General features: G+C 71.4%; 2 protein-coding genes. Both read right to left on the bottom strand.

Annotation, left to right across the window (positions count from 1 at the left end; all coding sequences use genetic code 11):
• Positions 1 to 35 precede the first annotated feature (35 nt).
• Positions 36 to 25,313, bottom strand: a complete 25,278-nt coding sequence (locus ACH34W_RS05055; RefSeq protein ID WP_395959511.1) for a hypothetical protein — start codon at positions 25,311 to 25,313, stop codon at positions 36 to 38.
• Positions 25,313 to 26,545 (bottom strand): hypothetical protein, encoded by a 1,233-nt coding sequence (locus ACH34W_RS05050; protein ID WP_395959510.1) that lies wholly within the window; start codon positions 26,543 to 26,545, stop codon positions 25,313 to 25,315. Before ACH34W_RS05050 ends, ACH34W_RS05055 begins: the two co-directional genes overlap by 1 nt.
• Positions 26,546 to 26,597 lie beyond the last annotated feature (52 nt).

Here is a 26,597-nt window from a genome sequence, read left to right as displayed (position 1 = left end):
CCCGCCCGTACCTACGCACCCTCAGGGGGGCGAGTTCACGCCGGTTGGGACCGGGTCGGGACCACCAGTCCCGGCGGATTCCCGAGCACCAGCACGACCACCCGCCCGGTCAGGTCCTCGTCCTCGCCGGGCGGGAAGACGAGGTCGCCGGAGGGCAACACGAAGGTGAGCGGGTAGTCCACCGCCAGCCCGGCCAGGACCAGCTCGCGGAAACCCGCGTCCAGCGCCCAGTCGCCGTGCACGGCGCGGTACTGACGCAGTGCCACGCGCAGCCGATCCGGCAGCGGCCGGGCCTGGTCGGGCAGCGCGAGGTGGATCTCCTGCGCGTTCACCGGCGCCTCGACTAGCCCGGACCCGTTGATCGCGTCCGCCAGGAGCTCCGCCAGCCCTTGTGGCTGCGGCCCGGTCCGCACCCCGACCGGTTGCAGGCCGGCGCTGTTGAGCACGTCCGCCTGCTGCGCGGTCAGCGCCATGCGCGGCAGGTTCGGCTGCGCCCCCAGGAACAGCCCGGGACGGTCCGCCGACTGGAACAACGAGATCGTGCCCGTTGCGCCGACCTGGCCGTGGGAGCGGCGGCCGCCGTCCGGGGTGTGGACGACCACGCGGGTGCCGAGGCGGGCGGCGAGCAGTTGCGGGATCAGCCCGGCGGTGGACGCGCTCCACCGGACGCCGGTGCGCAGTTCCTCCGTCGCCTGGTCGAGGTCGGTGGAGGTCAGCGACTCCACGTCCTCGCCGGTCAGATCGACGAGTCCGTTCGCCAGCCGGTCCCGGAACGTGTTCGCGTCCCCGCCGCGCCGGTCCGGCCCGATCCCCAGGGCCTCGAGCGCCCCCAGCAGTGCGTCGAAGTCGTTGTCGGGGACGTTCTGCGCGGGCACCGGATCGAGCCACTGGGTGCCCGCCCAGTACGCCTGCTCCGGAGTCAGGACGCCGGTCCAGTTGCCCGGACGGACCCCCTGGTCGGTGGTCTGCTCGGTCACGGCCTGCTGTTGCGGAGCTCCGCCGCCGTCCTGTGCCGGAGGCACCGGGGGCGGGTCCGGAGCGGGGGCCGGCGCCGCGACGTTGATCAGCGGGAGCGCGCCGGCCGGGGGGTTCGGCGGCCACAGGGCGACCGCGCCGTTCCCGAACGCGGCGGCCTGCTCGCGTTCCAGCCGGAGCGGGTCGGTGTCCGGGGTGAAGGGCGGCGGCCCGCCGTCGTTCCCGCCGGGCACCGGCGGGGCCGGCGCCCCCAGCAGCGCGTCGAGGCGCTCACGCAGTTCGAGCATGCTGCGCCGGATGCGCTCGTAGGAAGCGGCCTCGCCGTTGCGCACGTACGGGCTTTCCAGGATGACGCCGGTGAGATGGTAACCGGGACCGCCGTCGGCATGGCCCGCCTGGGTGAACGCGCGGAACACCAGCTCGGCCGCCTGCGCCGGGGTGTAGGGCTGCGGCTGACCACCGTCCACCGCCATCCCGATCCGGCCGTCGCGGAAGAACCCGACGACGACGCGGGTCGCTTCCGGGCGGGTCGGGTGCGGCGGGAGCCCGGCGTAGGCCGGGTCCGGCGGCAGCAGGTTGAGCATGCCGTTCTGGACCGGGGGCACCTGAAGGACCGACTGGTAGGTCTCCCAGCCGGGGACGTCCGGCCCGTTCGCCAACCCCTCGATCTTGGGCGCGTACACCACGCCGCGCGGCGGCGGCGCGCCGTCGCCCGGCGTCGGCAGCTCTGCGGCCAAGAGCTCGGCGAGCACCTGCCCGTACCGCTGAGAGCGCGGTGTGCGGCCGTCGTGCCCGGCCAGGTTGTCCACCCACAGCCGGATGGGTGCGCCCGGCCGCCGCCCCTTGGCGTTGGCCATTTCCAGCAGCCGCTCGGGCGGAATCATGCCGAGCCAGTCCGGGCCGCGCCCACCGGTCAGGGTGTTCTGCGTCACCGTGCCGAGCTCGGTGCCGAGCACCTGGTCGAGGTCGCCGCGCGCGACGATGGTGAACTCGTCCGGGTTGAACGGACCGTCGAGCGGCAGGGGGTTCGGCTGGTCCTCGTTGCGGATCTCGGCGCCGTTCCGGCCCGGAGTCCCGCCGGGGGGCGGCTCCAGCACCAGGCCGATCACCGGCCCGCCGGGATGCGCCCGGATCGGGGCGATCTCCAGGTCGGCGGCGGTGATCCGGGACAGCTCCCACTCGGTGCGGGCCTGCTCGACCATGGTGGTGCCGGAGACCGGCCCGTCGTCCCGGGTCATCGTCCCGGTCACCGAGTCGATCACATAGGCGTGGGCCGGCGGCGGCGGATCGAACACCTCGCCGTCGTTGCGCACCGGGAAGGTCTCGACCTCGGTCAGCCGTTCGTCCCCCGCACCGTCGTCCACCAGTGCGAACCGGGTGTCGGACGGCCCCGGGTCGGCGGACAGGCCCCACGGCTGGGGCGGCGGCGCGTTCCCGTCCATGGTCTCCACCGTCGCCAGCACGGGCAGGTCCGGGTCGTGCCGGTCCGGCGGCGGCGGTTCGATCTCGGTGACGTTCAGGACCGACACGTCTCTGAGCACGCCGTTCCAGCGGCCCTCGGCGACCAGCACCCGGCGGTTCAGGCTCTGCGCGACACGCCGCGCCCACTCGCGCAGCACGTTCAGCTCCTGCTCGTTGCGCGCGGGCTGCCTGGTCCACACCACGATCCGCAGCGGCTCGTCGCCGTTCAGCATCCCGAGCGAGGTCGTCGCACCCTCGATCACCGCCGGGGTGATCAGGGTGGTACCGGCGGCGGGCCGTCCCTGGACGGTGTCGTAGAAGAACACGGTCGGCGGGAACTCGCGGCCCCGGTCCTCGACGGTCTCCTTCATCTTCAGGTAAATCTCGTTGTCGGCGACGATGTCACGGGCCAGGCCGAGCACCAGGATCTTCGGGTCGTACTGCTGCATCGACAGCGTCGTCAGGTTGGTCAGCGTGCCGTTGGCCGTCTCGCCCAGGTACGACGGCGGCTGGTTTCCGGCCTGTGCGTCGGTGCGGGTGCCCAGCTCGTCGAGGTGAGCCGCTCCGTACTCCGGTGGGCCGTCGCCGCGCAGCAGCGGGCTGGGGCCGGTGATCGAGTGCCGGTACTCCTGCGGCAGGTTCCCCCCGTGGTAGCCCTCGTCGGGATGGACCCGCCGCCAGTGCGCGACGATCTCCCCGCTGGTCGCGTCGGCGGTCAGGGCCGAGCCGAAATAGACCACCGGCCGCCGGGTCTGGGTGTACACCCCGCGCGGCGGTTCGAGGATCACCATGGATCGCGGGTCCCGGATCGGCGCGGGAAGGTCGGTGGCCAGCCGCAGCGGGACCTCGGGCGGAACGCCGAGCCAGGTCAGCACGGATTCGAGCTGCTGGAGATGCAGTTCGGTCCACTCGCCCCGGAAGCCGTCGCGGGGCACCAGCAGGCGGCTCGGGGCCGACACCCGGTCCAGGCCGCCACCCTTGTTCCGGCCGACGTAGTCGGGTCTGACCAGGACGGTGACGATGTCGTCGCGGTGGCGTGTCACGCCGAGCGCGGCATGCCGGGCGGCGTCCTCCGGGGTGCCGATCAGCACAAGGTCACCGCGCAGGACGTGGATGTGCTCGCCGACCCGCAGCCGCACCCCGCCGACGACGAACACGCCGCCGTCGCGCGGCCGCGCCTGGATCGGGCCCGGCTCCCAGTTCTGGAAGACGGCGGGCAGACCGGGCGGCGGGCCGGGCGGTTGCGGGGGCTGCGCGGCCAGGTGCTCGTCGAGGGTGAGCGGGACCTGATGGGTGACGCGGGTGACCGCAACGGTCCCGTCCCCCCGCGGCGTGAAGATCGTCAGGCTGGCGGAGGTCAGGCCCCGTCCCTGGACGACGGCGGTGTTCTCCAGCAGGTAGGTGGTGCCGGTGCGCTGCTCGGCCAGTCCCTGGACCAGGGTCCGCACCCCGTTCCAGCGGTCCGCCGGGATCGGCTGGATCTGGTCCAGGACCAGCGCCAGCGGATCGTTCCGGAAGCCGGGAACCGAGTCGATCAGCTCGTTCATCCGCAGCCGCACGGCTCTCGCTTCGACGGGGACGCCGGTGTCGAAGGCGGTGCCGGTGAGCTTCAGGACGGCGGTGCGGGCGCCGCCACTGTCCGGGACGTTGGCGAGGAAGAACTCCTGCCCCGGCCAGTCACGGGAGGACGCGTGCACGACCGTCCGGCCGCGCACGGTCAGCCGGTTGGGGGGAGTGAGCGGCCGCGAGGCGTCCATCATCTCGGCGTAGGTGAACGCGTACTGCGCCTGGTCCATGAACTGCCGCATCTTCTGGACCACCCGGCGGTCGGCGGCCGTCGCCCCGAAGACGTGGAACTTCTCGACGGTCAGCCCGTCCTGGCGGGTGACCTCGCTCCCTTCGGCGAGCAGGACCAGCCCGCCGCCGCGCATCTGCTGGAACCGCCGCGCCCAGTCCCTGAGGCCGTGGTAGTCGTTGTCGAAGGCTCCGGTCATCAGGTCCATGACCAGGATGACCGGCAGGTCCCGGGGAATCATCAGCGCGTCGAGCGTCTGGAGCGTGACGCCGGGGACGTAGCGGGGATCGCCGTTCGCCTGCGCCATCACGAGCGTGATGGCCTCGCTCTCGTCCGGCAGGAGATTCAGCAGGTTCCGCGTCGCCGGCAGGTGCGCCTCCTGCCCGAACACGACCGTGTTGCCGCCGCCGGAAACCCACGGCGTGGGCAGCGGCGGGTTCACCGGCTGCTCGTACACATCCACCTGCGTGAAATGGTCCTCCACCGGCAGCAGGGTGCCGGTGCGCTGGTCGTGGACCAGGTCGTGCTCCCGCGGCTCGGTGACCGGCGTGCTCTCGATCTTGGGGCGGTGGCGGACGAAGCCGGGTGCGGCCAGCCGCCGGGTCCCGTTCACGACCACCGTGGTGGGCTGTCCGGTGGGCCGGTAGACACTGGCCCCCCACAGCGCCGCCAGCTCGTCGGCCAGGGCCCGCAGCCACCCGGCGTCCGGCGCCGAGCCGTCGTCCGCCAGCGGGAGCAGGACCAGCGGCCGCCGGTCGGCGTTCCGGTCGGTCACCTGGAGGTGCGCCTTGGTGATCAACTCGACCAGGGCGGGCGAGTCGAGCCCGCCGGCCAGTACGCCGTCTTGTGGTGTCCGCAGCCCGCCGCCCACCACCGGCACGGTGATGATCTGGGCGCCGGGGACGACGGTGCCGAGCAGCAGCGGTGCGGCGAACGCCAGCATCCGGTCAACGGTGTCGACGACGACCGACGACGACACGGTGTGCAGGTCCCGGCCCCAGACGAGCGTCTTGTCGTTGGGGAGCAGAAGCGACCTGGACACCGGCGGCTGGAGTTCCGGAGGCGTCTCGGTCCAGATCCGCCCCGGGTCGGTGCGCCGCCCGACGAACTTCGGGCGCTGGACGGCGATCCTCACCGTGGTGCCCAGCGCCGGATGAATCACCTTGCGTCCGGTCAGCTCCGCGATCTGCTTCATCTGCGCCTCGTACGCGGGGTACAGCGCCGGGTCGGCGGGCGCGGAGGTGAACCACAGCCCGTGCATCGGCTGCCGCCACCCCGCCTTGCTCGCGAACCGGACGATCTCCCACGGCTGCGCCGGGCGCGCCCGCCCGTACCTGTCGGCCAGACCGAGCCGCCCGTCCGGCAGCACCGGCAGGTCCAGGCCGAACGCCCCGGTGACGCCGACGAGATGGTGCTCGTAGACGGTGCCGTGGTCCCGGTACATCTCCACGGTCGGCGACGCCGCGCCGCGCGGCGCCCGTTCCCCGTTGAACCCGTCGAGCTCGTGCTCCTTCCAGATGACCATCATCGGCTCGTCCTCCGGCCAGAGCCGACCGAGGAAGTCGGCGCCCAGCCCGAGCGGGCTGTCGACAGCCGGGGACCCGGCGGTCACCGTGACCCAGTCGTCGCGGGTCTCGTTCCGGGTGAACGGGGAGTCGATCACCGTGAGCGAGCGGTCGAACAGATACGACAGCACCCCCCGGCGCGGGCTGCGCACCGGCACGCCGAGCTCCACGGAGTACCGCGTCATGACCAGCATCCACTCGTGCAGCCGCCCCGCGGGGATGGCCTCCGGCGGCACCAGCACCAGTTCCTTGCCAGTGCCGCCGTACCGGGTGGGGAACAGCGCGGCGATCTGGTCGTGCCCCATCCGCACCACCTGCCCGTCGGGCGCCCGGACGGTGAGCCCCCCGACGTCCCACCGTCCGGCCAGCCGCAGTACGAACGTGTGCGGCGATGGCCGGACGACCTGCATCGCGGTCAGGACCGTGGTGTACTCCTCAAGGCCCTCGATGAGCGAGATTCCGCCGCTGAACTCCACCACCGGGATCTCGCCGGACGGCCGCAGGTGACCCTGCGAGCCGTCGAAGAACCCGGTGGGGCCGTAGATCCGGTCTCCGTCCACGGGGCCGACGACGGCCGGGTGCGGCACCTGCCGCGGCAGGTACTGGATCAGCGGCGCCGGCCGCCCCGTGTCGCGGAACCGGGCGATCGGCCGCCCGTCCGGCTCGAGGGTGACCGCCGCGCCCAGCGGGGTCGTCCACACGTCGGCCTGGGTCAGCATCGCCAGCTGTTTGAGCTGCTCGCCGAACCGTTCGCCGTCGTCCGCCCAGACCATCGTCGGCTTGCGCGCGAAGTTCTCCCCGCCGACCTGAAGGGTGAGGCGGCGCTGCGCAACCTGCGCTGTGTAGAAGGCCTGGTCCAGCGGGAAGCTCTCGCCGGACGGCCCGGACGTCGCGAGGCTGCGCTCGCCGGTACGAGCCGTGTGCACCGACAGCCACATCTCGTAGACGTCGGTGGGATGGTTGCGGCGGGTGAACGCGGGGAGCAGTTCGACATAGCGCTGGAAGCCGACCGAGGCGATGCCGTTCGGCAGGTTGATGAAGGTCTGGTGGTAGTCGCCGTTCTGGTCCCGGTGAAGGGTCGAGACGACGCCGTTGTCCAGGTGGAGGAACTGGCCGCCGAATCCCTCCGGCCTGACGACCACCAGGCCGGTGCGCTGCTCCCCTGCCCCGTTGACGCGCGGATGGTTCCCCGGGCCGAGGGTGATCTGGCCGGGACTGAAGACCAGCGCGATGTCGGAGCCGGTGTCACGGCGGATCATGCCGACCTGGTTGATGAGCCGCTGGTGGGTGGGGGCGTCGCTGAGTCCGTGCCCGGCGATGATCACCTGCAGCGCGGCGGTGCCGTTCCACAGGCCGTTCATCACCTCACGGACCATGCGGGTGTTCGCGACCACCGCGCTGCCGTCCCCATGGGTGAGCGTCAGCATCCCCGCGGAGTCCAGGGTCGCGATCAGGACGGGCATCCCGGGGATCGTCCGGAGCTGTGGCAGCAGCGGGCCGACCTGGTTCGCCAGGTGCGGAGGCAGCGACATGACGACTCCGGCCGAGACCGTCCGCCCGTCCTGGACCACGGGCTGGGCGACGGTGCGTACGGCCGCCGGACCCTGGACCGGCAGCAGCCGCCCCTCCTGGGTGATCGTGTGCAGCAGGGCGTCGTTCGGCCGGGTGGTGAACAGCCGGATCGGCGGGTTGTTTCCGCCAGTGTGGTACTCGCCGGTGTCGGCGTCGCCGCGGGCGTCGCCCGGCTGAATCTGTGCCCAGACTGTCTTGTCCAGGGTCTGCTGGAAGGTCTGGATGTCGTCGTCGAGCCCGGCCCGGCTGTCCCCGTCGAGCGGCGTCAGCGGGTGCACGATGAGGTTAATCTCGCTGTCGGCGCCTTGGCCGCGCACCCAGCCCTGCTCCAGGGCGTAGTGGGCGAGTTCGGCGGCGTCCTTGTGCCACTGCTCCCCGGCGTCATGATCCCAGCCGACGAACCGGCCGTCCTGGTAGACGACCGTGAGAACGTCAAGGCGGGCGCGGTTCGCGCGCAGCGACGCGGCCTCCTGGAACGCGCGCACGTCCAACGGCGAGGTCGCGATCGCCTTCGCCCCGGTCGGCCCGAACGTGGCCCCGCCGCTGCGGGGGCGCAGCAGGCCGTCCTCGAGGAGATGCGGTGTGGGCATCTCCTGGGGCATGTTGGGCGGCCGGTACACCTGGTAGTCGGTGAACCGGCCGGTCCTCGGGTCGTACGGGCGCAGGTCCCACACCCAGCGGCCGGGCGAGCCGTCCTCCGACTCGGAGTCGGCGTCCGGGTCGGGCACCCAGACCCGGACCTGCCGCCATTCGGCTCCGACCGGCAGGGCGTAGACGATCTGCCGGGACAGCGTGGCGAGGTACTGCAGGTAGGTCGTGAGCTGCCGGCTCGGCACGGTGAGAACGCGGATCGGCACCGGCGCGGGGGTTCCGCCGAGCGCGTTGACGACGCTGCCCGTCGATCTCGGCACGGCCCCGTTCGGGGTCAGTTCGACCAGCGTGCCCATCTGCTCGGTCATCATGATCTCGATGAGGCCGCCATCGTGCCGCCCCTGCCGCAGGTAGTCGCGGATCGGCTGTTCGAACTCGGGCGTGGTGGAGCTGAGCAGTTGTTTCTGTTCCGACCACCGCATGCCTTCGTCGTTCAGGATGAGCCGGTCGTCCTGTCCGGTCAGCTGGGACACGGCGGGTTCGTCGCCGACCCGCGGGTAGGGGACGATCCGCCACTCGGTGATCGTGCCGTCGTCGCGGATCGCGACGGCGATGTCGGTGAGCGTCTCGAGGGCCAGCCCGCTCAGCACGGCGCGGACGGCAGGGAACTGCTCCGTGGTGACCCCCCGCACGAACGCCAGGTCCTGCCGCCGCCACCCGTTGGCCGTCAGCCATTCCCGGAAGGACCGCGGCCCGGCCGGGATCGTGATCTCCTCGTCGCCGACCCGGTAGGTCAGCGCGAGCACCACGCCGCCGTCGTCGCCATCCTGGGGAAGCACCTCCAGGTCGAACGGCAGGACCGACGCGGGCAGGTTGTCGAGCAGCACGTAGTGGTCGCGGTCGGTGTCCTCCTGCAGCGAGGCGAGAACGCCCTGGTCGCGCGCGGACACGGGCCCGTCCACCGGCATGAGCCGCCCGTCCGGGCCACTCCCGTACTGCGGGCGGGTCGCGTCGTCGAGGACGGCCGGACGGAGCCGCACCCGGCCGTCGAGGCCCACGACTTGGCGCATCGCGGTGCTGGCCGGGTCGGGCCGGCTGGTGTACCACGATCCCGGCCCGACGAGGTCGCCCCGCACGATGTGCATGAGGGTCACGTCCATCAGGAGGTTGGTCTCCAGGTCGAGTTCGGTGCGCGGGCCGAGCGTGTGCAGGGGGCGGCCGAAGAACACGGCGGTGCGGTCGAGGAAGTCGCGCCACAGCCGGTGCCGGGTCGCCCCCATCCGTGCGGTGAGGACCTGCACCTCGCCCCTCCGGCCCTGGAGGACGTGGTTGAGCACGGCGGCGAACCGCGCCGGGTCGGTCGCGCGGAACACGAACTCGTCGTTCCCAAGGTCGATGCGGACCTTGGCCTGTCCCTGGCGGGTCACGTCGACGTCCACGGTGAGCAGGCCGGGCTTGCGGGTGAGCCGCGACCAGTCCGAGAAGCTCTGCGGCGAGCCGCCGGGGTCGGGCAGCAGGCTGGCGCCGCTCGCGGTCTGCTCGAAGGCGACCTGCTGGACCTGCCAGTCATTCCGGACGGGCGGATCGTCGTCCTCGTCCTCACTCTCTGAGTCGGTGTCGGAGTCGTAGGACACCATCGCCGGAGCGTCGGGGGCGGGGGGCGTCGTCGCCCGCTCCACGCCGAGGCTCTGGCCGACGCTCTCCAAGGAGGTGCCGAGTGAGGCGGTCTCGTCGCCGTTCTCGAAGAGCTTGTACTGCTCGTCGGGGGTGATGAGGACGAGCGGCTTGGCGCGGCCCGGATCCAGGAACAGGCTCGCGGTGACCGCGTACGCCTCCTTGTTGGCGGGCAGGACACTGACCTTGCCGGGCGCGCCGACCACCCGGCCGCCGGTCTCGGCGCTGAGTGCGGACGCCAGCGACGGCGTGCCGCCCGGTCCGGGCGTGGCGCTGTAGCAGATCACCAGGAGCATGTTCGGGCCGAGCGCGGCGAGCGCCTTGGCGGCAGTCGCGGCGGGCACCAGTGTGCCGTTCACCCGCAGTCCGCCCGCCTGGCCCCGGCCGCCGACGATGGTCCAGCCGTCGAGGTGCGGAAGGCTCTGGATGCCCTCCACCAGCAGCGGGTCGTTCTCGTGGCCCGAGGTGATGTAGTGCTTGCCCGGCCCGAGGTCGAGCATCGCGTCCCGGACGTCGGCCTCGGTGCCGGTGACCGGGAGGACCGCGACGTCGTCGTAGTTCTGCATGTTGGACGACGACGCGTTGGCGTTGTCCGTGTTGCCGGTGCTGGTGTTGCCGGTGTTCGTGTTCGTGGTGGACGTCGTCACGGGCTGCGGTCCGGGGATCGGCACCGGGGTCAGCAGCGTCACGGTGAGCGGAGGTTGCCCCTCCAGCGGGGCGGCGAAGTAATAGTGCTCGTGCATCCGGACGATCGGCATCCGGTTCACGGCAAGGCTGTCGTAACCGGGGCCGAGGCTGCGGCGGTAGCGGGCCATCCACAGGTCCACCGGGATGCCGAACGCGTGGGAGAACAGCTCGATCACGGCGTCGGCGGTGTCGTTCCGCCACTCCCCGTCCCGCCGGATGGCCTCCACGTGCGCGTTCTGCCGGGCGTTCCGCACGCCGGTGGTCAGGTCGCCCGGCGGGTCGCCGGCCCGGCTCAGCACGAAGAACGGGGCCACCACCGGTGTGCCGCCCGTGTTCATCACCCGGAAGTCGGCCGCCAGGAAGTTCGCCAGGTGGTTGCGGATCCGCTGCACCGTCGGGGTCGCGCCCAGGACCTCCCGGAGGCGGGCGGTGACGTTCGCCGGGGTGCGCGGGTCGAGGGCGGTCTCGAAGAAGCAGTTGCCGGACAGCGCCATGGAGATCGCCTCGAGCCCGGCGTGTTTCAGCGCGGCCTTGAAGTGTTCGTCCATCAGCTCCGAGACCGTCGCGTCGAGCTGGAACTTCTCCGAGTCGCTGAGAACTCCGCCGGGACGCCACGACTTCTTGATGATCTGCGCCTTGGCGGTGTCGGCGTACTGCTTCGCTCGTTCCATGTAGCCGGGCGGGTACCCCCGGCGGTAGTCGCCGGGAATCAGCGGGTCAGCGCCGGTCGAGGTGAACAAGAACTTGTCCCGGAGCGAGCCGAACCTGCGGTCGCCGCCACCTACCTTGGCCTTGCCGAGGTCCAGCGTCTTGCTTTTGATCGGCTGGCGCTTGAGCGAGCCGAACAGCTCCACCGTGCTCTTGGGCAGCAGGGTGAGCGAGGGGCGGCTGAACACGTCGCTCGCGGTGAGGATCTTGTCGATGTCGATCTCGACGGAGTCGTCGTCGCTCTCGCTGACGTTGTCCTGCTGGCCCTTCCCCTTGACGTCCTCCTTGAGGTCCGCCTTGACGTCCTCCTTGTCGGGGTACGCGCCGACGCCCTCCTCTGGGCCGGGCGTCGTGTCCAGGTACGGGGAAACCTCCCCGGGCTCCTTCCACGTGCTGTTCACCAACGCGTCGGCGACCTTCTCCGGGACGCGCATCAGGATGCCGTAACCGCCCTTGCCGTCGCTGCCGGAGCCCGGCAGCGGCGGCGTGTAGGTGAGGTAGTCGGGCTTCCCGAACCAGCCGCCGCCGTCGAACATCATCCTGTAACGCGGCTTGAGGTTCAGCCACACCAGGTTCTCGCCGGTGGTCTTGGCGCCGCGCTGGACGCCGGTCTTGGTGCCCCGGTCGTTCTCGGTGGAGGTGTCGCGGAAGGTCGTGTCCAGCCCGAGAACGAAGCCCACACCATTGTTGCCGTTGGTGTCCCGGCCCCCCAGCTGGAAGTCCAGCACCGTGAACGGCGAGTGGTAGTGGATCCGGCTCCGCGAACCCTTGCTGCGCAGCGCCGACGACTCGGTGTCCAGCAGCCGGAGCATGACCTCGGGCGTGACCCGGTCCATCCGGGAGATCTCCAGGACGTCCACGCCGAAATGCAGGGTGGCGGAGTGGCCGCCGAACCGTCCCGGCACCCGGATGGGCAGGGAAAGGCCGTCCGGGCTCAGCCACTCGCCGTGGCGGCGGCCCAGCAGGTGGTTGCTGAACGCCGAGGTGAGCTGCCGGAACACATCGCCCCACGCCCTGAACCACGACTCGCCGCCGGGCGCGCCCATCAGGTCGCTGGCCAGGCCCTGGAGCACATCCAGGCCGGGCAGCCCGAACGTCTGCGCCTTGCCCAGCAGGTTCGGGGCGATCTGGAACCCGCCGTGCAGCGCGGCCATCGGCGTACCGCGCTTCAGCGTGACCGCCGGCGTGAGGCCCAGCGCGGCGAGCTGGCCATGGGTGAACGCCGCGGAGACCTTCCGATCGAGGATCGTCGGAAGCTGCCCGGCTGGCGCTGCCGGATCGGTCGGCACTGCCGGATCGGCCGGCACGGAGGGCTCAGGCTGTTCGTCCTTGCCCGACTGCTCCTGCTTGCCCAACTCGTCCTTGCCCAACTCGTCCTTGCCCGGCGACTCCTGCTTGGCGGGCTCGGGTGGGACGCTGCTGAGCGCCGAGGGATCGAGGTTGAGTTTGATCGCCTTCTTGATCTCGAACGGGTCGACGGTGATCCGGTCGGTGCTCTGGAACGCGCCCAGCGTCAGCATGTCGGCGACCACCCATGGCGCACGGCTCCACTCAAGCTCGGCGAACAGCTCGACGTCGAAGGCGAACGTGGTCACCTTGCCGTCCACGGTGTAGCCGCTGCGGGACTCGGCGGACTCCACGGCGGTGGTCGAGCGTTCGTCGCGGGTCACGTGGCCGTGGGTGAGGTTGAACAGCCAGTTGTTGGGGTCGCCGCCCTTCTGGCGATGGAGGTCGAGGTTGAGCCAGCCGCGTGCGGCGAGGTCGTGGCGCTTGCGGACCTCGGCGCCCTTCTCGCTGCTGTGAGCCGAGCGCGTGCCGAAGCCGCTGTAGGTCCGGTTGGCGGTCATGCCCAGGTACTCGGGGTTCTTCAGCCGTCCCTTCAGCACTACGCGGACCGAGCCGCTGCCCAGGAAGGGGACGAAGCCGCGGAGGGGGACCTCGAAGCTCTCGCCGCCGTCGAGCACGGAGATCGCGCCCGCGTCGGAGGAGATCGTGCTGAACTCGCCGTCGAGCTGCGCGGCGATGTGCTCGCCCCAGTGCCGGACGATCTGGTTGCGGATCTCCCACACCCAGGGGCTCAGGTCCGGCGGGTCGGCGACCGGGAACGGACCGAGCCCGAACTCGCCGGTCATCAGCCACTTCGGCGGGTGGAGCACCGGTTCGAGCACCCGGTGCGTTATCGGCGGCAGGGCTGCGGGCACCAGTCCGAGCAGCACCGCCTGCTCGCTGGTGAGCAGTCCCTGCCCGGTCCTGTTCAGCTTCATCCGGTGGCTCCGCGCACCGTCGTCGTGCCGCCGGTCGAGGGAGAGGTGGAAGCTCAGTTCAAGCCAGGTGTCCGTGAAGATCATGTTGGCGTCGGCGTCGGCCCAGTTGCGGGTCCGCACGCCGGAGATCTCCTCGGTGGTGGTGCGGTTGGTATCGCGCCGCCAGGTGTACTGCGGCTGCGGTTCGATGGTCAGCCGGTGGCGCAGGGTCCTGATCGGGAGCCGGACGCGCACGCCCGCCTCGCCGCCGCCTTGCTTCAGGCCGCCGTGGCCGAGGACGGTGGACTTGCCGTAGTCGTAGAACGGCCCGAACTCGGTGGCCCGGCCGGAGTTGACCGCGCGGACGACCTTGGCGCGCAACGTCACCGAGCCCTGGCTCGACCACTTCCCGGTGAGGGAGTCGACGCGGCCCGTCCAGACCGGCAGCCGGGTGCGCTGCAGGTCCCGGATCCGGGCGTCGACCATCCGCACCGCGTCGGCGAGCCGGGTCCGCTCGTACGCGCTGAGCCGGACGCCGAGCACGTCCTGGAACGCCTTTTCGATCTCGGGCCGGACTCCGCTCAGGTCCGGGTACAGCAGGGCCTGCGAGGGCCACTTCGGGCCGTCGTCGGTGTGTCTCCACTCCAGCTTCTCGCCAGGGTCCAGACCCATCGTGTCGTACGGGACCCTTACCATCTCACCGCCGCCGTTCTGGATCTCGCGGCGGGTGGCGTGGGTCGAGGTGATGTACGACGCGTGCCCGGCGACGGCGAACCCCCGGTCGGTCTGCAGCACCTCCCCGTACTTCATCTCTTCCGGCTGCGGGACGACGGACAGCGGGTCTTCCTGCACTGGGTCGATCTCGATGACGATGTCGTCCTGGACCTCGATGTCGTCCTGAATCCCGGTGTCGTCCTGAACCTCTTGGACCTCCTCCTGCTCCTCTCCCTGCTGCTGCTCCTCTCCCTGGAGGTCCTCGGGCTTCTGGGCGTGCTCCTTGGGGAACGCGCCGGGCAGGGTGGACAGGTCCACGTCGGCGGCCTCGTCCACGCTGAAGCTGACGTCGATCATGACGTCCTGGCCGAACTGCGCCAGGTCGTCGAGCGCGGCGGCCATGCCGGACCACACCGATGAGCCGGTGGTGATCGTGTCGCCCTTCCCCAGCCGGGCCTGGAGGATCGGCCGCAGGGTGAGCTTCTCGAGCGCCCCCGTATTCAACCAGCCCAGGCCGTAGGTGAACTGCCAGCCCCACCAGCTCGTCCAGGTCTGGGACGACTCGCCGGTCAGGTCGTGGGTGTAAGTGACGCCGAGATCCTGCTCCGACATCGGGAGCCGCCGGTCGAAGGTGCCCTCACCGATCGGCTGGGCGTGCAGGTGCACGTAGACCTGCCGGTCCCGGCCGAAGTGGTCCTTCCACTGCAGCGGGATCGTCAGGCCCTCCGCGCGCATCCGGGGCAGCGAGGTGATCAGGTTCTCGTGGTGGAACGCGCGCTCCAGCTTCCGCACGTTCGCCAGGGTCATCGGGTTCTGCTGCCGGTAGATCCCGCCCCGAGCCCGGTACTCGGCTGGCAGCACACCGGGAAACTGCCGGGTCAGCTGCTTCACGGTCTCGGTGTGCAGCAGCGGCGCGACGGTCTCGTCCAGTTCCTGGAAGCTGACCCAGCCCGGCCACTGCGTCTGCATCTGCTCGGACGGGAAGAGCTGTTCCTGCATCTTCGCCGGGTCGGGCGCACGCCCCTCGGGCAGCTCGGGGAGTTCGTCGTCGCGGAACCAGAGGCCGAGGTCGTCGTCGTAGGTTCGCAGGACGATCCCGCCCAGGCCGTCGCGCTCCTCGTTCTTGTTGTCGAGGTCGATGTAGACGGGCTTGTCGGCTCTCGGCACCTCGACCCGAGCGCGGGCCGCGAAGTGCACCAGCGCCGTCAGGTCGCCGTTGGTACGGACGCCCGTGAGGAACGAGGCCGACCCGGAGAACCCGGCCGAGGTGCGGTCGGCGCTGCGTTCGATCGACGGCGCGACGTACATCAGCAGCTGGAACTGGTCGCCGAGCCCGGTCTGCAGCCCGCCGAAGATCGGCGCGGGCGTGAGGCTGAACATCCGTGACTCGGTGACCGGGGTGTCGAGGTAGACGGTCGAGGTCTGGTCGAAGTCGCCGAACGAGAGGTCGTCGCCGCGCGAGATGAGCCGGGGGGTGGAGAACTCCAGAAAGATCTTGATGCTGTTCGGCCCGCCGTCCGGCGCGCCGAGCACCACCTCCCAGCCGCTCTTGGTCCGGGCGAGCGGGAACGCGCCCGCGATCTTCTGCACGCTGAGTTCGCGCCGGACGATGGCCGCCAGCTCCGATCCGGGTCTGGCCTTGAGCGCCTCCAGCACGCCCTGGAGCAGCTTGCGTCCGCCGTTGAAGGAATGCAGCCAGGTGGTGCGCGGCACCGGCACCACCTGCCCGGCCTCGTACCGGGTGCCATGGACGAGCGGGATGTGCCAGTTGCCCTTGTCGTCCCGCTGGGGCTTGGGATAGACGGCATGGCTGTCCTCCAGGTTGAGGTCCGGGCCGGTCGGGACGGGCGGGGCCAGTTCCCGCGCCACCCCGATCTGGACCCCGCCGGTGACGACCAGGCCACCGCCCGGTCCGACGGTGGTCTCCGGCTCGCCGGTTCCGGTGTCGTCCTCCGTCACCGTGATCACCACCGAGGACGGCGGTGGCGTCGACGTGGTGGGGCGGGCCTCCCCGACGAACCTGCCCATCACGATCCGGGCCTCTGCGAACACCTCGACATCGACGTCCAGGAGGTGCTGCCAGTAGGAGCTGCCCTTGACCGAGTGCTCCAGCTCCATGCCGAAGCCGGTCTGCCGCTTGCTCTCCCGGTCGTGGGGGTCGAGGGTGACCAGGCCGAGCCACGCGTCGTGCCCGGAGAGTTCCAGCGCCCCGAGACTCTTGCCCTCCGGCGCGTCGAGCGTGTACGCGATGGAGAGCGGCACCTGGATCTGTTTGGCGGAGGTACGCGCGGAACGCGACCCCTGGCTGACCGACAGGGTGTGCTTGGCCCGTTCGTTGATCGCGCCGCCCGCCTGCGTGCCGTTCCGCATGATCGCCCACAGCGTGACCTCGACCGGCCCGAGCCGCAACGTGACCTGCCCGCCCGCCAGGTCCATCCAATGGTCCCGCACCCAGTCCGCGGTGATCGTCTGGCGGAGCTGGTCGCCGTAGAGGCGGCGCACGAGCGCGGGCAGGGTGCGCAGCGCCTGGTCGGTGAACGCCTTCACCAGGTCGGGACGGACCTCCCGCACGAGATCGGGGCCGAGCCCGCCGCTCAGGTGCACCGGCACGGTGACCTGTGTCTTGGCCTCCCGCAAGCCGGGCTCCCAGGGCAGCATGTCCTGGTTGAGCCGGCGCAGTTTGCGGATCTGGTCGGCCTTGAGGATCAGGTTGCCGCGCAGCTCCACCAGCTCGTCGTACAGGTCCGCCGAGTACGGGGTGCCGTTGTCGCGGAGCCCGGTCAGGCGGGTGCGCAGCGGCCGGTAGAACTCCAGCAGCCGTTCCCGCGCGGCGCGGCGGACGCGGGGATGCCAGCCGGTGTAGGCGACGTCCAGCAGCGCCCGCTCGAACAGCCGGGTGAAGTGCTCGAGCTGCGCCTGCCAGTCGCCCTGTTCGATCGCGATCCGGGACCCGAGGATCAGGTCCCGGCTGGGCTGGTGGCCCACGTAAAGGGAGATGTTCTCGGCCGTCCCGATTCCGGAGGTGGCCGGCTCCGTGACCGTGCCCGTCTTGGCGGCGGCCTTACGTTCCTCCCGGATCGTCTCGCGGACCCGCTGCTGGTTCTCCGCCTCGGCGATGGCGTCGCGCACGTTCCGGTCGAGCCGGTCCAGGATCGTCCGCAGCTCGTCGGGGTTCCGCGACGGGGTCTCCCGCCAGTGCGCGATCTGTCCCATCACGGTGCGGAGCTGGGCGTTCAGCAGGCGGCGGTCGCGCGACCGTTTGAGGGCGTGCACGCGTTCGCGCAGCTCGAGCTCCGAGCGGACCACGTCGAGCAGGATCTTGTTGGGTTCCATCGCCCTGCCGACCGCGCCGACCGACTCGGCCAGCTCGTCAGCGAAGGTGAGGACACGGTCGTCGCCTATCTTCGGCAGGCCGTTGATGAGCCCGTTGGTCCGCTTGGCGAGCTCGGTGAGATCCCGGGTGTCGCTGGTGGCCTGTTTCAGCAGGGTGGGCGTGATCTTGGCCTTGGTCGCCTTCTCGACCAGCTCGATCCGGCTCTCGAGCACCTCGACGGCCTTGTTCCACTGGTCGATGTGCTCGTCGACCCGCTTACGGGTGTCGGCGATCCGCTTGATCCGGGCACGTTCTGCGGCGGCCATGTTGATCAGCATCTGCCCCGTGACGTGCCGGGTGGCCTCGAACGCGCGGTTCGACCAGTCCATGAGCTCCCGCACGCCGTCCAGGTCGAGCACCGGGTCGGCCTGGTCGCGCACCCGGCCGAGCAATTGCCGTACCGCGTCGGGGTTGAGCCTCCCGATCGGCCCGTTGCCCATGACCCGGGCGAGCTTCAATCCGGAGGCCAGTTCATCGAAGGTGAGCCGGCGGGTCGCGTCGGCGGTCATGCCCATCAGCTCGCGCAGTTCGAGCACGAAATCGAGCAGCGCGAGCCGTCGCGCCTGCGAGCCGCTCACCGAGAACGGCAGGCCGATCCGGCCCGCGAGGTCGTTCACCTCGCTCTTGGTCGCCGGGAGGACACCGGTGGCGGCGACCCCGTCGATGTCACGCAGCGCCAGACGGTCGTTGAAGGTGAAGGCCAGCATGCGTCCCGTGCCGAACAGCGACTCGGCCCTGACGAGCGTCTGGTTGAGGGTGGTGCCGTTCTCCCGGCGGAACGCGACCCGCTCGGCAGTGGTGTCAGGTTCCTCCCCCTCCCGGATCAGGTCGGCCTCGTTATTCAGCCACGCCTCGCGCAGCGCCTCGTACGTGACCGGGGTGCCCGGACGCTTGACCCCGCCCATGGGCAGCTGCACCAGGGTGCGCAAAGAGTCGTCGCTGGTGATCCAGTCGCGGCCGGTGCGCAGCCGCCGCCAGCCCGCGATGACCTCGCGCAGCTCACTCCGGACGACCCGGCCGCTTCGGGTGCGGTGCTCCCAGCGGCGGACCGCGTCCATCGTCTGCCGGACGGAGGTGATCTGCGCGAGTGTGGCGTTCCGGCCGTACAGGCGCTGTGCCAGGGACAGCACCTCGAACAGGTGTTTGCGCGCACCGGTCGTGAGCGTCAGCCCCACGGCCCCCTTGCGGATCAGGCCGCGCTGGTTCTCCACGCCGATCTGCTCGGCCAGCGGCCGCAGGTGCCGCTCGGTCGTCCGCCCCACGTTCAGGGTGTCCAGCAACCGCACGACGGAGGCGAACTGCTTGTCCGACGCCCAGGTGATGTTCGGGAACAACGCCTTGCCCCGCGTCGACGGCGACTGGACCATGGCGTTGGCGCCCGTGTTCTGCGGGACGTTGGCGCCTGTGTTCTGCGGGGCGTTGCCGTCGTTGTTCTGCGGGGCGTCCTCGGGACGGTCACCGAAACCGACCTCGTTCCCGGTGCTCGGGGACTCCACGCCCGGACGCGGCACGCGCACCGTGCCGAGCGCGCCGGCGACCTCCTGGATGTTGCGGCCCAGGTCGCGTGACAGGCCGTTCTCGTCGAACAGCAGGAACGGGGCGGCGGAGTCCGGCAGCTCGACGCGCTGTCCCGACGCGGTCTTCAGCGACGTGCGGCCGGGCGTCAGCTCCGAGCCGCCGGGCGTCCCCGACACGGTCACCGGTACCGCGACGACCTGTCCCTTCGTCGCCTTGGCGAGGGCCTCGGCCAGCACGTTCCCGGCGCTGTCGGGGGCGGCCGAGTAACAGATGACCAGGAACGTCCTGTCCCCGAGCCCTTTGAGGGCGCGGACCGCCTCGGCGGTGGAGAGCCGGCGGCCGTCCCGGACGATCCCGCCGGGCACGCCCTCCGCGCCGACATAGGTCCAGCCCGGCAGCTTGGGCAGCCCCGTGAGGACCTGCCGCATCCCGGTGTCGTGCCGTCCGTCGCCGGACGGCACGAGGAACCGGTCGGAGCGCAGCGCCACCAGGCCGTTCGGCGACTGGAACGGCGAGAAACGCGGGCCGGACGACCGGATCTCCGCGCCGTCGCCGCCGCGCACGGCGTGCCTGGGGTGGGTCATGCCGCGCGGCCCGAACTCTACGACCGTGTTCGGCTGCTGAGGGGTGTTCGGCTGCTGGGGGGTGGTCTGCACCCGCGACGGGATCTGCTCGGACTCGACCTTGGCGGCGGCGACGACGGTGTCGGGGTCCAGCTTCGCCGCGCCCGTGTTGGCGTCGTGCGCGGCGAACGTCGCGCTGGGCGACCACGCCGGCGGCGGGGTGATGCCCAGCGTGTCGCGGAGCCTGGTAGCGATCGCCATGCCCGCCGGGCCGTGCAGCGTTCCCGGCTCCGGGCCGTTCTTCAGCAGCGCGAGGCCGTCGACGCCGGGCAGCGTGATGAAGGCAGGCGCGGCGTCCTGCGCCTCCGCGCCGCCGAGCAGCGCGCCGATGACGACCTCGCCGCTCTCCGGGTGCACGCCCAGCTCGACCGTCATGGTGGAGCCCTCCACAGTGGGGAGTTCCAGCCGCGACACGACCCGGTACTCCGCCAGGCCCTGCGCCCAGCCGGAGCCCCGGGACATGCCGGACCCGTCGGCCCCCAGGATCGCGGCCTGGCCGATGACCCGCGTCCAGGAGAGGGTCGTGCCGAAGACGTCGTTGTCCTTGCCCTCGGCGGTCAGCCAGCCCGCCAGGTCCAAGCCCGTGTCCCGGCCGTTCACGGCGTGGAACGAGGTCATCCAGTCGGTGCGGAACTCCCGGGCGAGGTCGTCGCGGACCTCGTCGGTCAGGCCCGCCTCCCCGGCGGCCTGGTCGAGCGGGTCGTACGTCAGCGCGCCGTCGTGCAGCGCCTTCTCCAGCCCCGTCTCCTCGGCGAACCGGTTCGCGATGTCGTCGGCCAGCCGGGTGAACCGCGCGTCCCAGGCACGTTCCGCGACCGGAGCCGAGGCGGCGAACCGGCCTGGCGGGTCGGTCCACAGGAACGACCAGGCCCTGTCGTAGGCATGCCGCAGGTCACGTTCGAGGCGTTGCCGGACGCGGTCGGCACCCTCGGGTGACAGGCCCTGGGCGAGCGCCCGGTCCCTCGCCTGGACGATGGCCGGGGTGAGGCATTCGAGCTCGCGCTGCCAGCGGACCTCGTTGTCCAGCAGGTGGGGCAGCGCCTCGGTCAGCCGCTCGGCCGTGGGGGTCCAGTCCCGCTGGATGACCGACTCGATGGAGCGGCCGCCGCGCTCCTGGTGGAACGCGCGGTCATGCAGTTCGCGGACGGTCTCGGTGAAACGGAGCTGGAGCTGCTGGAGGCCGTTTTTGGTCAGCGGCGGGTTGCCGGGGTCGCTGACATAGGTCTCGTACGCCTTGCCGAAGGCGAGCGACAGGTCCGCGACCGACGTGTTGAGGTGGGCGTTGACCGTGAGTTCGTCGCGAACTGTGTCCAGCGCGCCGTCGAAGGACGCCCCCTCGGGCAGGCCGCGGACCGTCTCCTCGAACGTGCCGCGCAGGGCCTCGCGCTGTTCGGCGGTGACCATCGCATCCGGATGAGCCTCCTCCCACGCCGTCACCGTCGCCTCGTACTGGGTGAACGCCTCGTTGAGGCGCGCCTTCAGGGCCTGTTCCTCGGTGAGGATGGTCTCCGGGGAGATCCGCTCGATCTGGCCGGGCGTGGCGGCGTTCCCGATCTCGGTGTTCACGCGGTCCCGGACCTTGCCCGCGACGTCGTCCTCCACGTCGTTGAGCGCGGCGCTGACGTCCTCGTTCAGCTTGGCCGAGGCGGCATCGAGGGCGGCGCGCAGGTCGAGCCGGGCATCGAGCCCCGACAGCAGGTTCTCCTGCGCGGCGTCGAACGTGCTCCACGCCTCGACCAGGGCGGGGCCGGTCAGCTCGCCCCGGTCGAGGTTGAGCTCGGTGAACGCCTTCCTGGTATCGGCGGTCAGCTCGGCGCGGATCTTCGCGATACCGGTCTCGCCCAGCGGCGCCGGGTGCTCGCCCTGCCAGGTGGCCAGCTTCGCCTCGAACACGTCCAGGACCGTCCGGACCTCGGCGGCGAGCCGCTCGGCGGCGGTGATGCGGTTGCCGTAGCGGACGGTGAGCCGTTCCTGCTCCAGCTCCCATCCGTCGTGGCGCAGCTTCGCCTGGGCGCGGGTGGCCTCGAACAGGTTCGGCCCGGCCTGCTCCTGGGTCAGCCAGGACGTGACGTTCAGGTCCTCCAGGCCGCGGTTGAGGGCGTAGAGGTGGGCCCAGTCGCGGCGGAAGTCCTGCGCCAGGCGGGAGCGGGTGTCGTCGGAGAGGGTGCTGCCGCGTTCGATGCCGTCGAAGGTCAGCGCCGCGCCGCGCAGCGACGCCTGGAGGCCCGCCTCGCGGACGAACCGCTCGTGCAGGCCGGTGAACAGGTCGTTCAGCGGGCGGTCCTGCTCGAACGCGGCGCGCAGGTCGCTCATGAAGCGGGACCGGGCGAGACTCGCGTACTCGTCGGGGACGCCGATCAGCGCGTCCTCGATCTCGGGCGTGCGGCGGGCGGCCTCGGCCTCCCATCGGGCCTCGTGCGCCAGCCGCTGGGGCAGCGTGCCGGCGTCGCCGTCGGCGAGGTAGGCGTCTCGGACGTTCCGGACGCCGTCGGCCGAGATGGGAAGGTTGCCGGGGGCGTCCCGGTAGGCGTCGAGCGCCTGGTCGAACAGGGCGGGGTCCGGGTCAGCCTTGGGCTCGTCGGTGTCCGGTGTCTCGGCGGTGTTCGGTGTCTCGGCGGTCTCAGGCGTCTCCTGCGCGGCGATCGGGGTCGTGTCGAGTTCGACGTCCTTGAGGGTCTGGTCAAGACGGAGTTCGAACGCGGCGTCCGACCCGCGTGTCCGGTCGAGGGGGCCGAGCGCGTCGCGGAGCCGCCGCTCGAACCGGTCGACGATCTCCTTCGGGTGGCCTTCGGCGGTCTTCAGCCGGTCGGCGATGGCCTCCTCGATGCGGAAGCGCCGTTCGTACTGTTCCGTGAGCCGGTCATAGATCCGCTGTGTGCGGAGCTGGTCGCGGGCCTGCTGGAGGTCGCCGGGTGCCGCGGGGGCGCCCGTCGCGATGACCGGCTCGCCGGTACCTGTGAGCATGCCCGCGGCCGACTCCAGGCCGCGGGTGAGACCGTCCGACCAGACGACGTCGGCGGCGTGCCGGGTCTCCGGGGAGAGCGGGCCGCGGCGCAGGCCGGAGAACGTGTCGCGGTGAAGCCGCTCCAGGTTCTGGTTGAACGTGTCGCGGACGGCATCGAGGTCGACGTCGGGGAGCGGGCCCGGACCGGCCTTGTCGCGCCACTGCTGGATCAGGGCGTCGAACTTGGCGCCGGCGTCGGCGAGGCGTTCCGCTCGATCGACACGGTAGGCGAGCGACCGTTCCAGGGTCCGGTCCAGGGCGGTGGTGGCGTCGGTGAGCGACTGGCCGGGCGTGGTCGTGTGGACGTTCTGAAGCTCGGTGCGCAGCCCATCGCCGATCAGTGCGCCGATCTCCGGGGACAGCGGCGGGCCGCCGTTCAGCTGGCGGGTGGTGTCGAACTCGGCCAGCAGGTCCGGCAGCTTGGAGGTGAAGCGGTCGAGGTGAACGTCCAGGTCGGGCGGCGGGACCGGTGGCGGGGAGGTCCGGTGTTCCGGGGTCAAGGGCTGGGGCGCGGGTGGCGGGACCGTTTCCGGTCCGGGCTTGCCGAACGTCGTCAGCTCCCGGGACAGGCGGCCGCCCTGGGCACGTTCGATGCGTTCCAGGGTCTTCCGCATCGCCGTCAGGGTGGTGTCGCGGGGGGCGTTCCAGGTCGGGCTCCCGTCCCGCAGGACGCCATAGGTGTGGTCGACGACCCCGGCGATCTCGACGCGCATGCGGTGCCGGAGCGCCTGCACGACCGGGTCCGGCACCGGTGCGCCGGGGTGGCGGCCGAGCCGCCGGTCGATCGCCCGGTCCAGCGCCGCTTCCCCGGAACGCTGCTGGAACTCCAGTGTGGCGTGGTAGTCGAGCATCGCCTGGAGCTTGGACGCCAGGCCGTCAGCGGCCGACCGGAAGCCGGGGGCCATCGTCCGCAGCGCCATGTCGGAGAACCGGCCGTCGGCCAGCCCGCCCACCCGCCGTTCGAACTCGGTGAGGACCATCGTGTCGAACCGGTCCCGGATCGCGGCCATGGCATCGGCCGACAACGGGACCCCGTCCGGCGTCCACGCCCCGTCGAAGATCGTGTTGAACCGCTCCTCCAGGCCGAGGCCGCGCTGGATCTCCTGCGAGGTCAGCGGCGGCCCATCGGGGGTGAACGGGTCCCCGCCGCCGTTGCGCAGGCCGAGGTCGTCGGCGGAGTGCTCCAGCCGGTCGCGCAGCCCGGTCTCCCAGTCGGTGCTGTGCGCCGCGTCGTACAGGCCGTTGCCGAACGTGTCGCGGACCTTGCCCAGATCGTTCTGCACGCCCGGCTGGTCCTGCTGCCACTGCTCCACCAGGCCGTCCAGCAGGTGCTGTGCCTCCGACAGCCGCCCCGCCGCCGTCGCCTCCTGGTCGAGGCGCGTGGGCAGGGTGTCGGCGATGCCCGTGACGACGTTGTCGAGAACGTTGTAGACCTGGCTCTTCTTGAAGAACTGGCCGGTGGCGACCGCGTCGCGGGTCTCGTTGACGCGGGTGATCGTCTCGGTCCGCACCTGGTCGCGCAGGTGGTCCAGCACCGTGTCGCTGATCGGCGGGCGGCCCGCGCTCTCCAGGGCCAGCTGCTTGGCCCGGGCCAGCTCGTCGAATCGCTGGACGGTCTGGCCGACGGTGCTGTCGAAGACCGTCTGCGGATGGACGGTCCCGCCTGTCCCACCGGTCAGCGGGCTCGTGGTCACGATGGGCGTGGTCACGGTGGGCGTGGTCACGATGGGCGTGGTCACGGTGGGTGCGGGAGCCGGGGCGAGTGTGGTGTCGGGTGTTGGAGTAGGCGTGGGGGTGGGCGTCGTTTGGGTGGAGTTCAGGGCGGGCGCCGGGGCGGTCGGGGACGGCGGGGCGTCGCCGCCGGAAGGCGGAGACCCTCCGGCGGCGTCCGGCTGCGTGGCCGGGGGATCGAACGCGTCGCCGATGGGGCCCGTGATGGCGGGCGGGTCGAAGTCGGCCAGGTTCAGCGGCTTGGGCGCGCCCAGGTGCGAGGCTCCCGCGCCGAACGCGCCCATCGCGGCCCCTCCGGCGGTGCCGAACGGGGTGAGCTGGATCTTCTCGCCCATGCTGAGCGGGGTGACGATCTCGGTGGTGAAGCCCTCGATGCCGCCCGAGATCCCCTCCCCGATAATCTTGCCGAAGACGTTGTCGGCGGTCTTGGCGACGAGCGTGTTCATCCCTGCCCCCACGATCGGGCCGAGCAACCCGCCCCACGCGGCGCCGATCGCGTTGACCCGGGACATCTCCGCGTCCCACTGCTGCCGGTTGCCAGCCGCCTTCTGCGCGCCCTGCACGGCTGCGTCCACCAGCGCACCGGTGATCAGGTTGGTGACGACGGAGAGGATCAGCTCCTGCATGAACCGCCCGGCCGCGGTCTTGGCGATCGAGATGACGTTCGGGATCAGCGACAGGCTGAACCCGCCGGTCAGCTTCGCGGTGAGGAACAGGTAGCCGATGGTGAGCCAGGCCTGAGCGAACATCAGGACCGTGCTCAGCTTCATGTACTCCATCTGCAGAGCCCAGCCCTGCACCTGGGCTCCGAGATCGTCGTTCAGCTTCCCGACCCGGCGCATGTCCTCCAACATCGACTGGAGCGCCGTGCGGGCGTCCGCGGCGCCGTCGCCGCTGAACGCCGTGTCCAGGTGGGCCAGGGCGGCGGCCAGCCCGGAGATGTTCTGGTCGATGTCGCTCGCGATCAGCTTGTGGATCTGGTTGAGGAGGTAGATCCGGTCCTCGTTCCCGAGGGGGAACTCGCTGCCGCCGACGACGCCGAAGAAATCCGCGGTGCTCTTGTCGAGGTTGATGGCCATCAGCGCTCGGCGTTCTCCACCTCGATGGCGCCCTCCAGGTCGAGGTCGATGATCCCCGGTGCCGCGGGCTCGTCCGCCCCCGCCGACTCGTCCGGCTCGCCCGGCCCCTCTTCGAGCATGTCGAACGTCCAGATGGACGTGCCGGGCTCGGAGGGCTCGGTGAGCTCCTTCAGCGCACGGTGCATGCGAGGACCGTCCGGTGTGGGCGGGACGTAGTCGTGGGCGCGGATGTGCGCGACCAGGTCGTCCTCGGGGGCCAAGCCGTACTCGGCCAGGTAGTAGGCGAGGGCCTCGGTCCACACCCAGTGGCCGTCGGTGCGGAAGCTCATCGGGACCGCCGCCTTGCGCGACCGGTCCACCACGTCGTCCAGCCGCGCGGTGGTGATCATCAGTGGCTCGGCCGTGCGCAGGTAGGCGACCAGCCGGGCACGCTCGTCGATGTCCTCAACGCGCGGGTGGTCGTCCCGGTAACGCGGCCCGGTGGTGGAATCGACGTCGTCGAAAGTGGCCGCGACCCGTACCGCCGCGTCGTCGGCCGTGTGGATCAGCTCGCCGTGGCCGCGCGCGAGCCGCTGGTAGAGCGGTACGTCCCGGCCGAGCCTGTAGACCTCGGCGGACGGCTCGGTCTCCCCGGCGCCCAGCAGCGAGTTCTGCAGAGCGGACGCGGCGGCGGGCAGGTCGTGCGCGGGATCGGCGGACATCTCGGCGACGTACACCCTGCGGCTCGGCGGCCACGGCGCGCCGTCCGCCGGGATCCGCCACGCCCGCCACATGCCCGTCACGCCCTCGGTGCGCTCCGCCCAGGCGATGGCGGCGGCGTCCGCCTCCATTTCGTCCTGGACCTCGGGCTCGTCCTCGTCGCGTGGGAAACGTTCGCCACGGCGGGCCTCGAACAGGTACGGGGGGAACGTCTCGTACTCGCTGCGCTCGGCCTGCGCCAGGATCACCGGGTTCACCCCGGCCTCCTCCAGCAGTTCGGCGAGCAGCGCGACGTCGTCGTAGGTCAGCGCGATGCGCTGGTGCACGGCGGCGAACGCGACCGCCCGCGCCATCTCGCGTTCGCGGCCCTTGGCCAGCCAGTCCCTGGCCTGCACCAGCAGGGGACCCGGCGCGGTCGCCGCCAAGCGGAGCAGGAGTTCGTGGCACAGCTCGCGGCGGGAGACGGCCAGCGTCTCCTCCTGGGTGCCGGAGGCCGGCTCCTGCTCCGGGATCTCCATGGGCTCCGTCGGCATCGCTCCTCCTGTCGTCGTGGTCGGCAGGGGTTACGCGATCAACGAGGGGGCG

It is taken from the genome of Actinomadura sp. 6N118, from assembly GCF_044326415.1.
Taxonomy (GTDB): Bacteria; Actinomycetota; Actinomycetes; order Streptosporangiales; family Streptosporangiaceae; genus Spirillospora.
The sequence above is the reverse complement of the archived record's forward strand: the minus strand, read 5'-3'. Positions and strand labels throughout refer to the sequence as shown.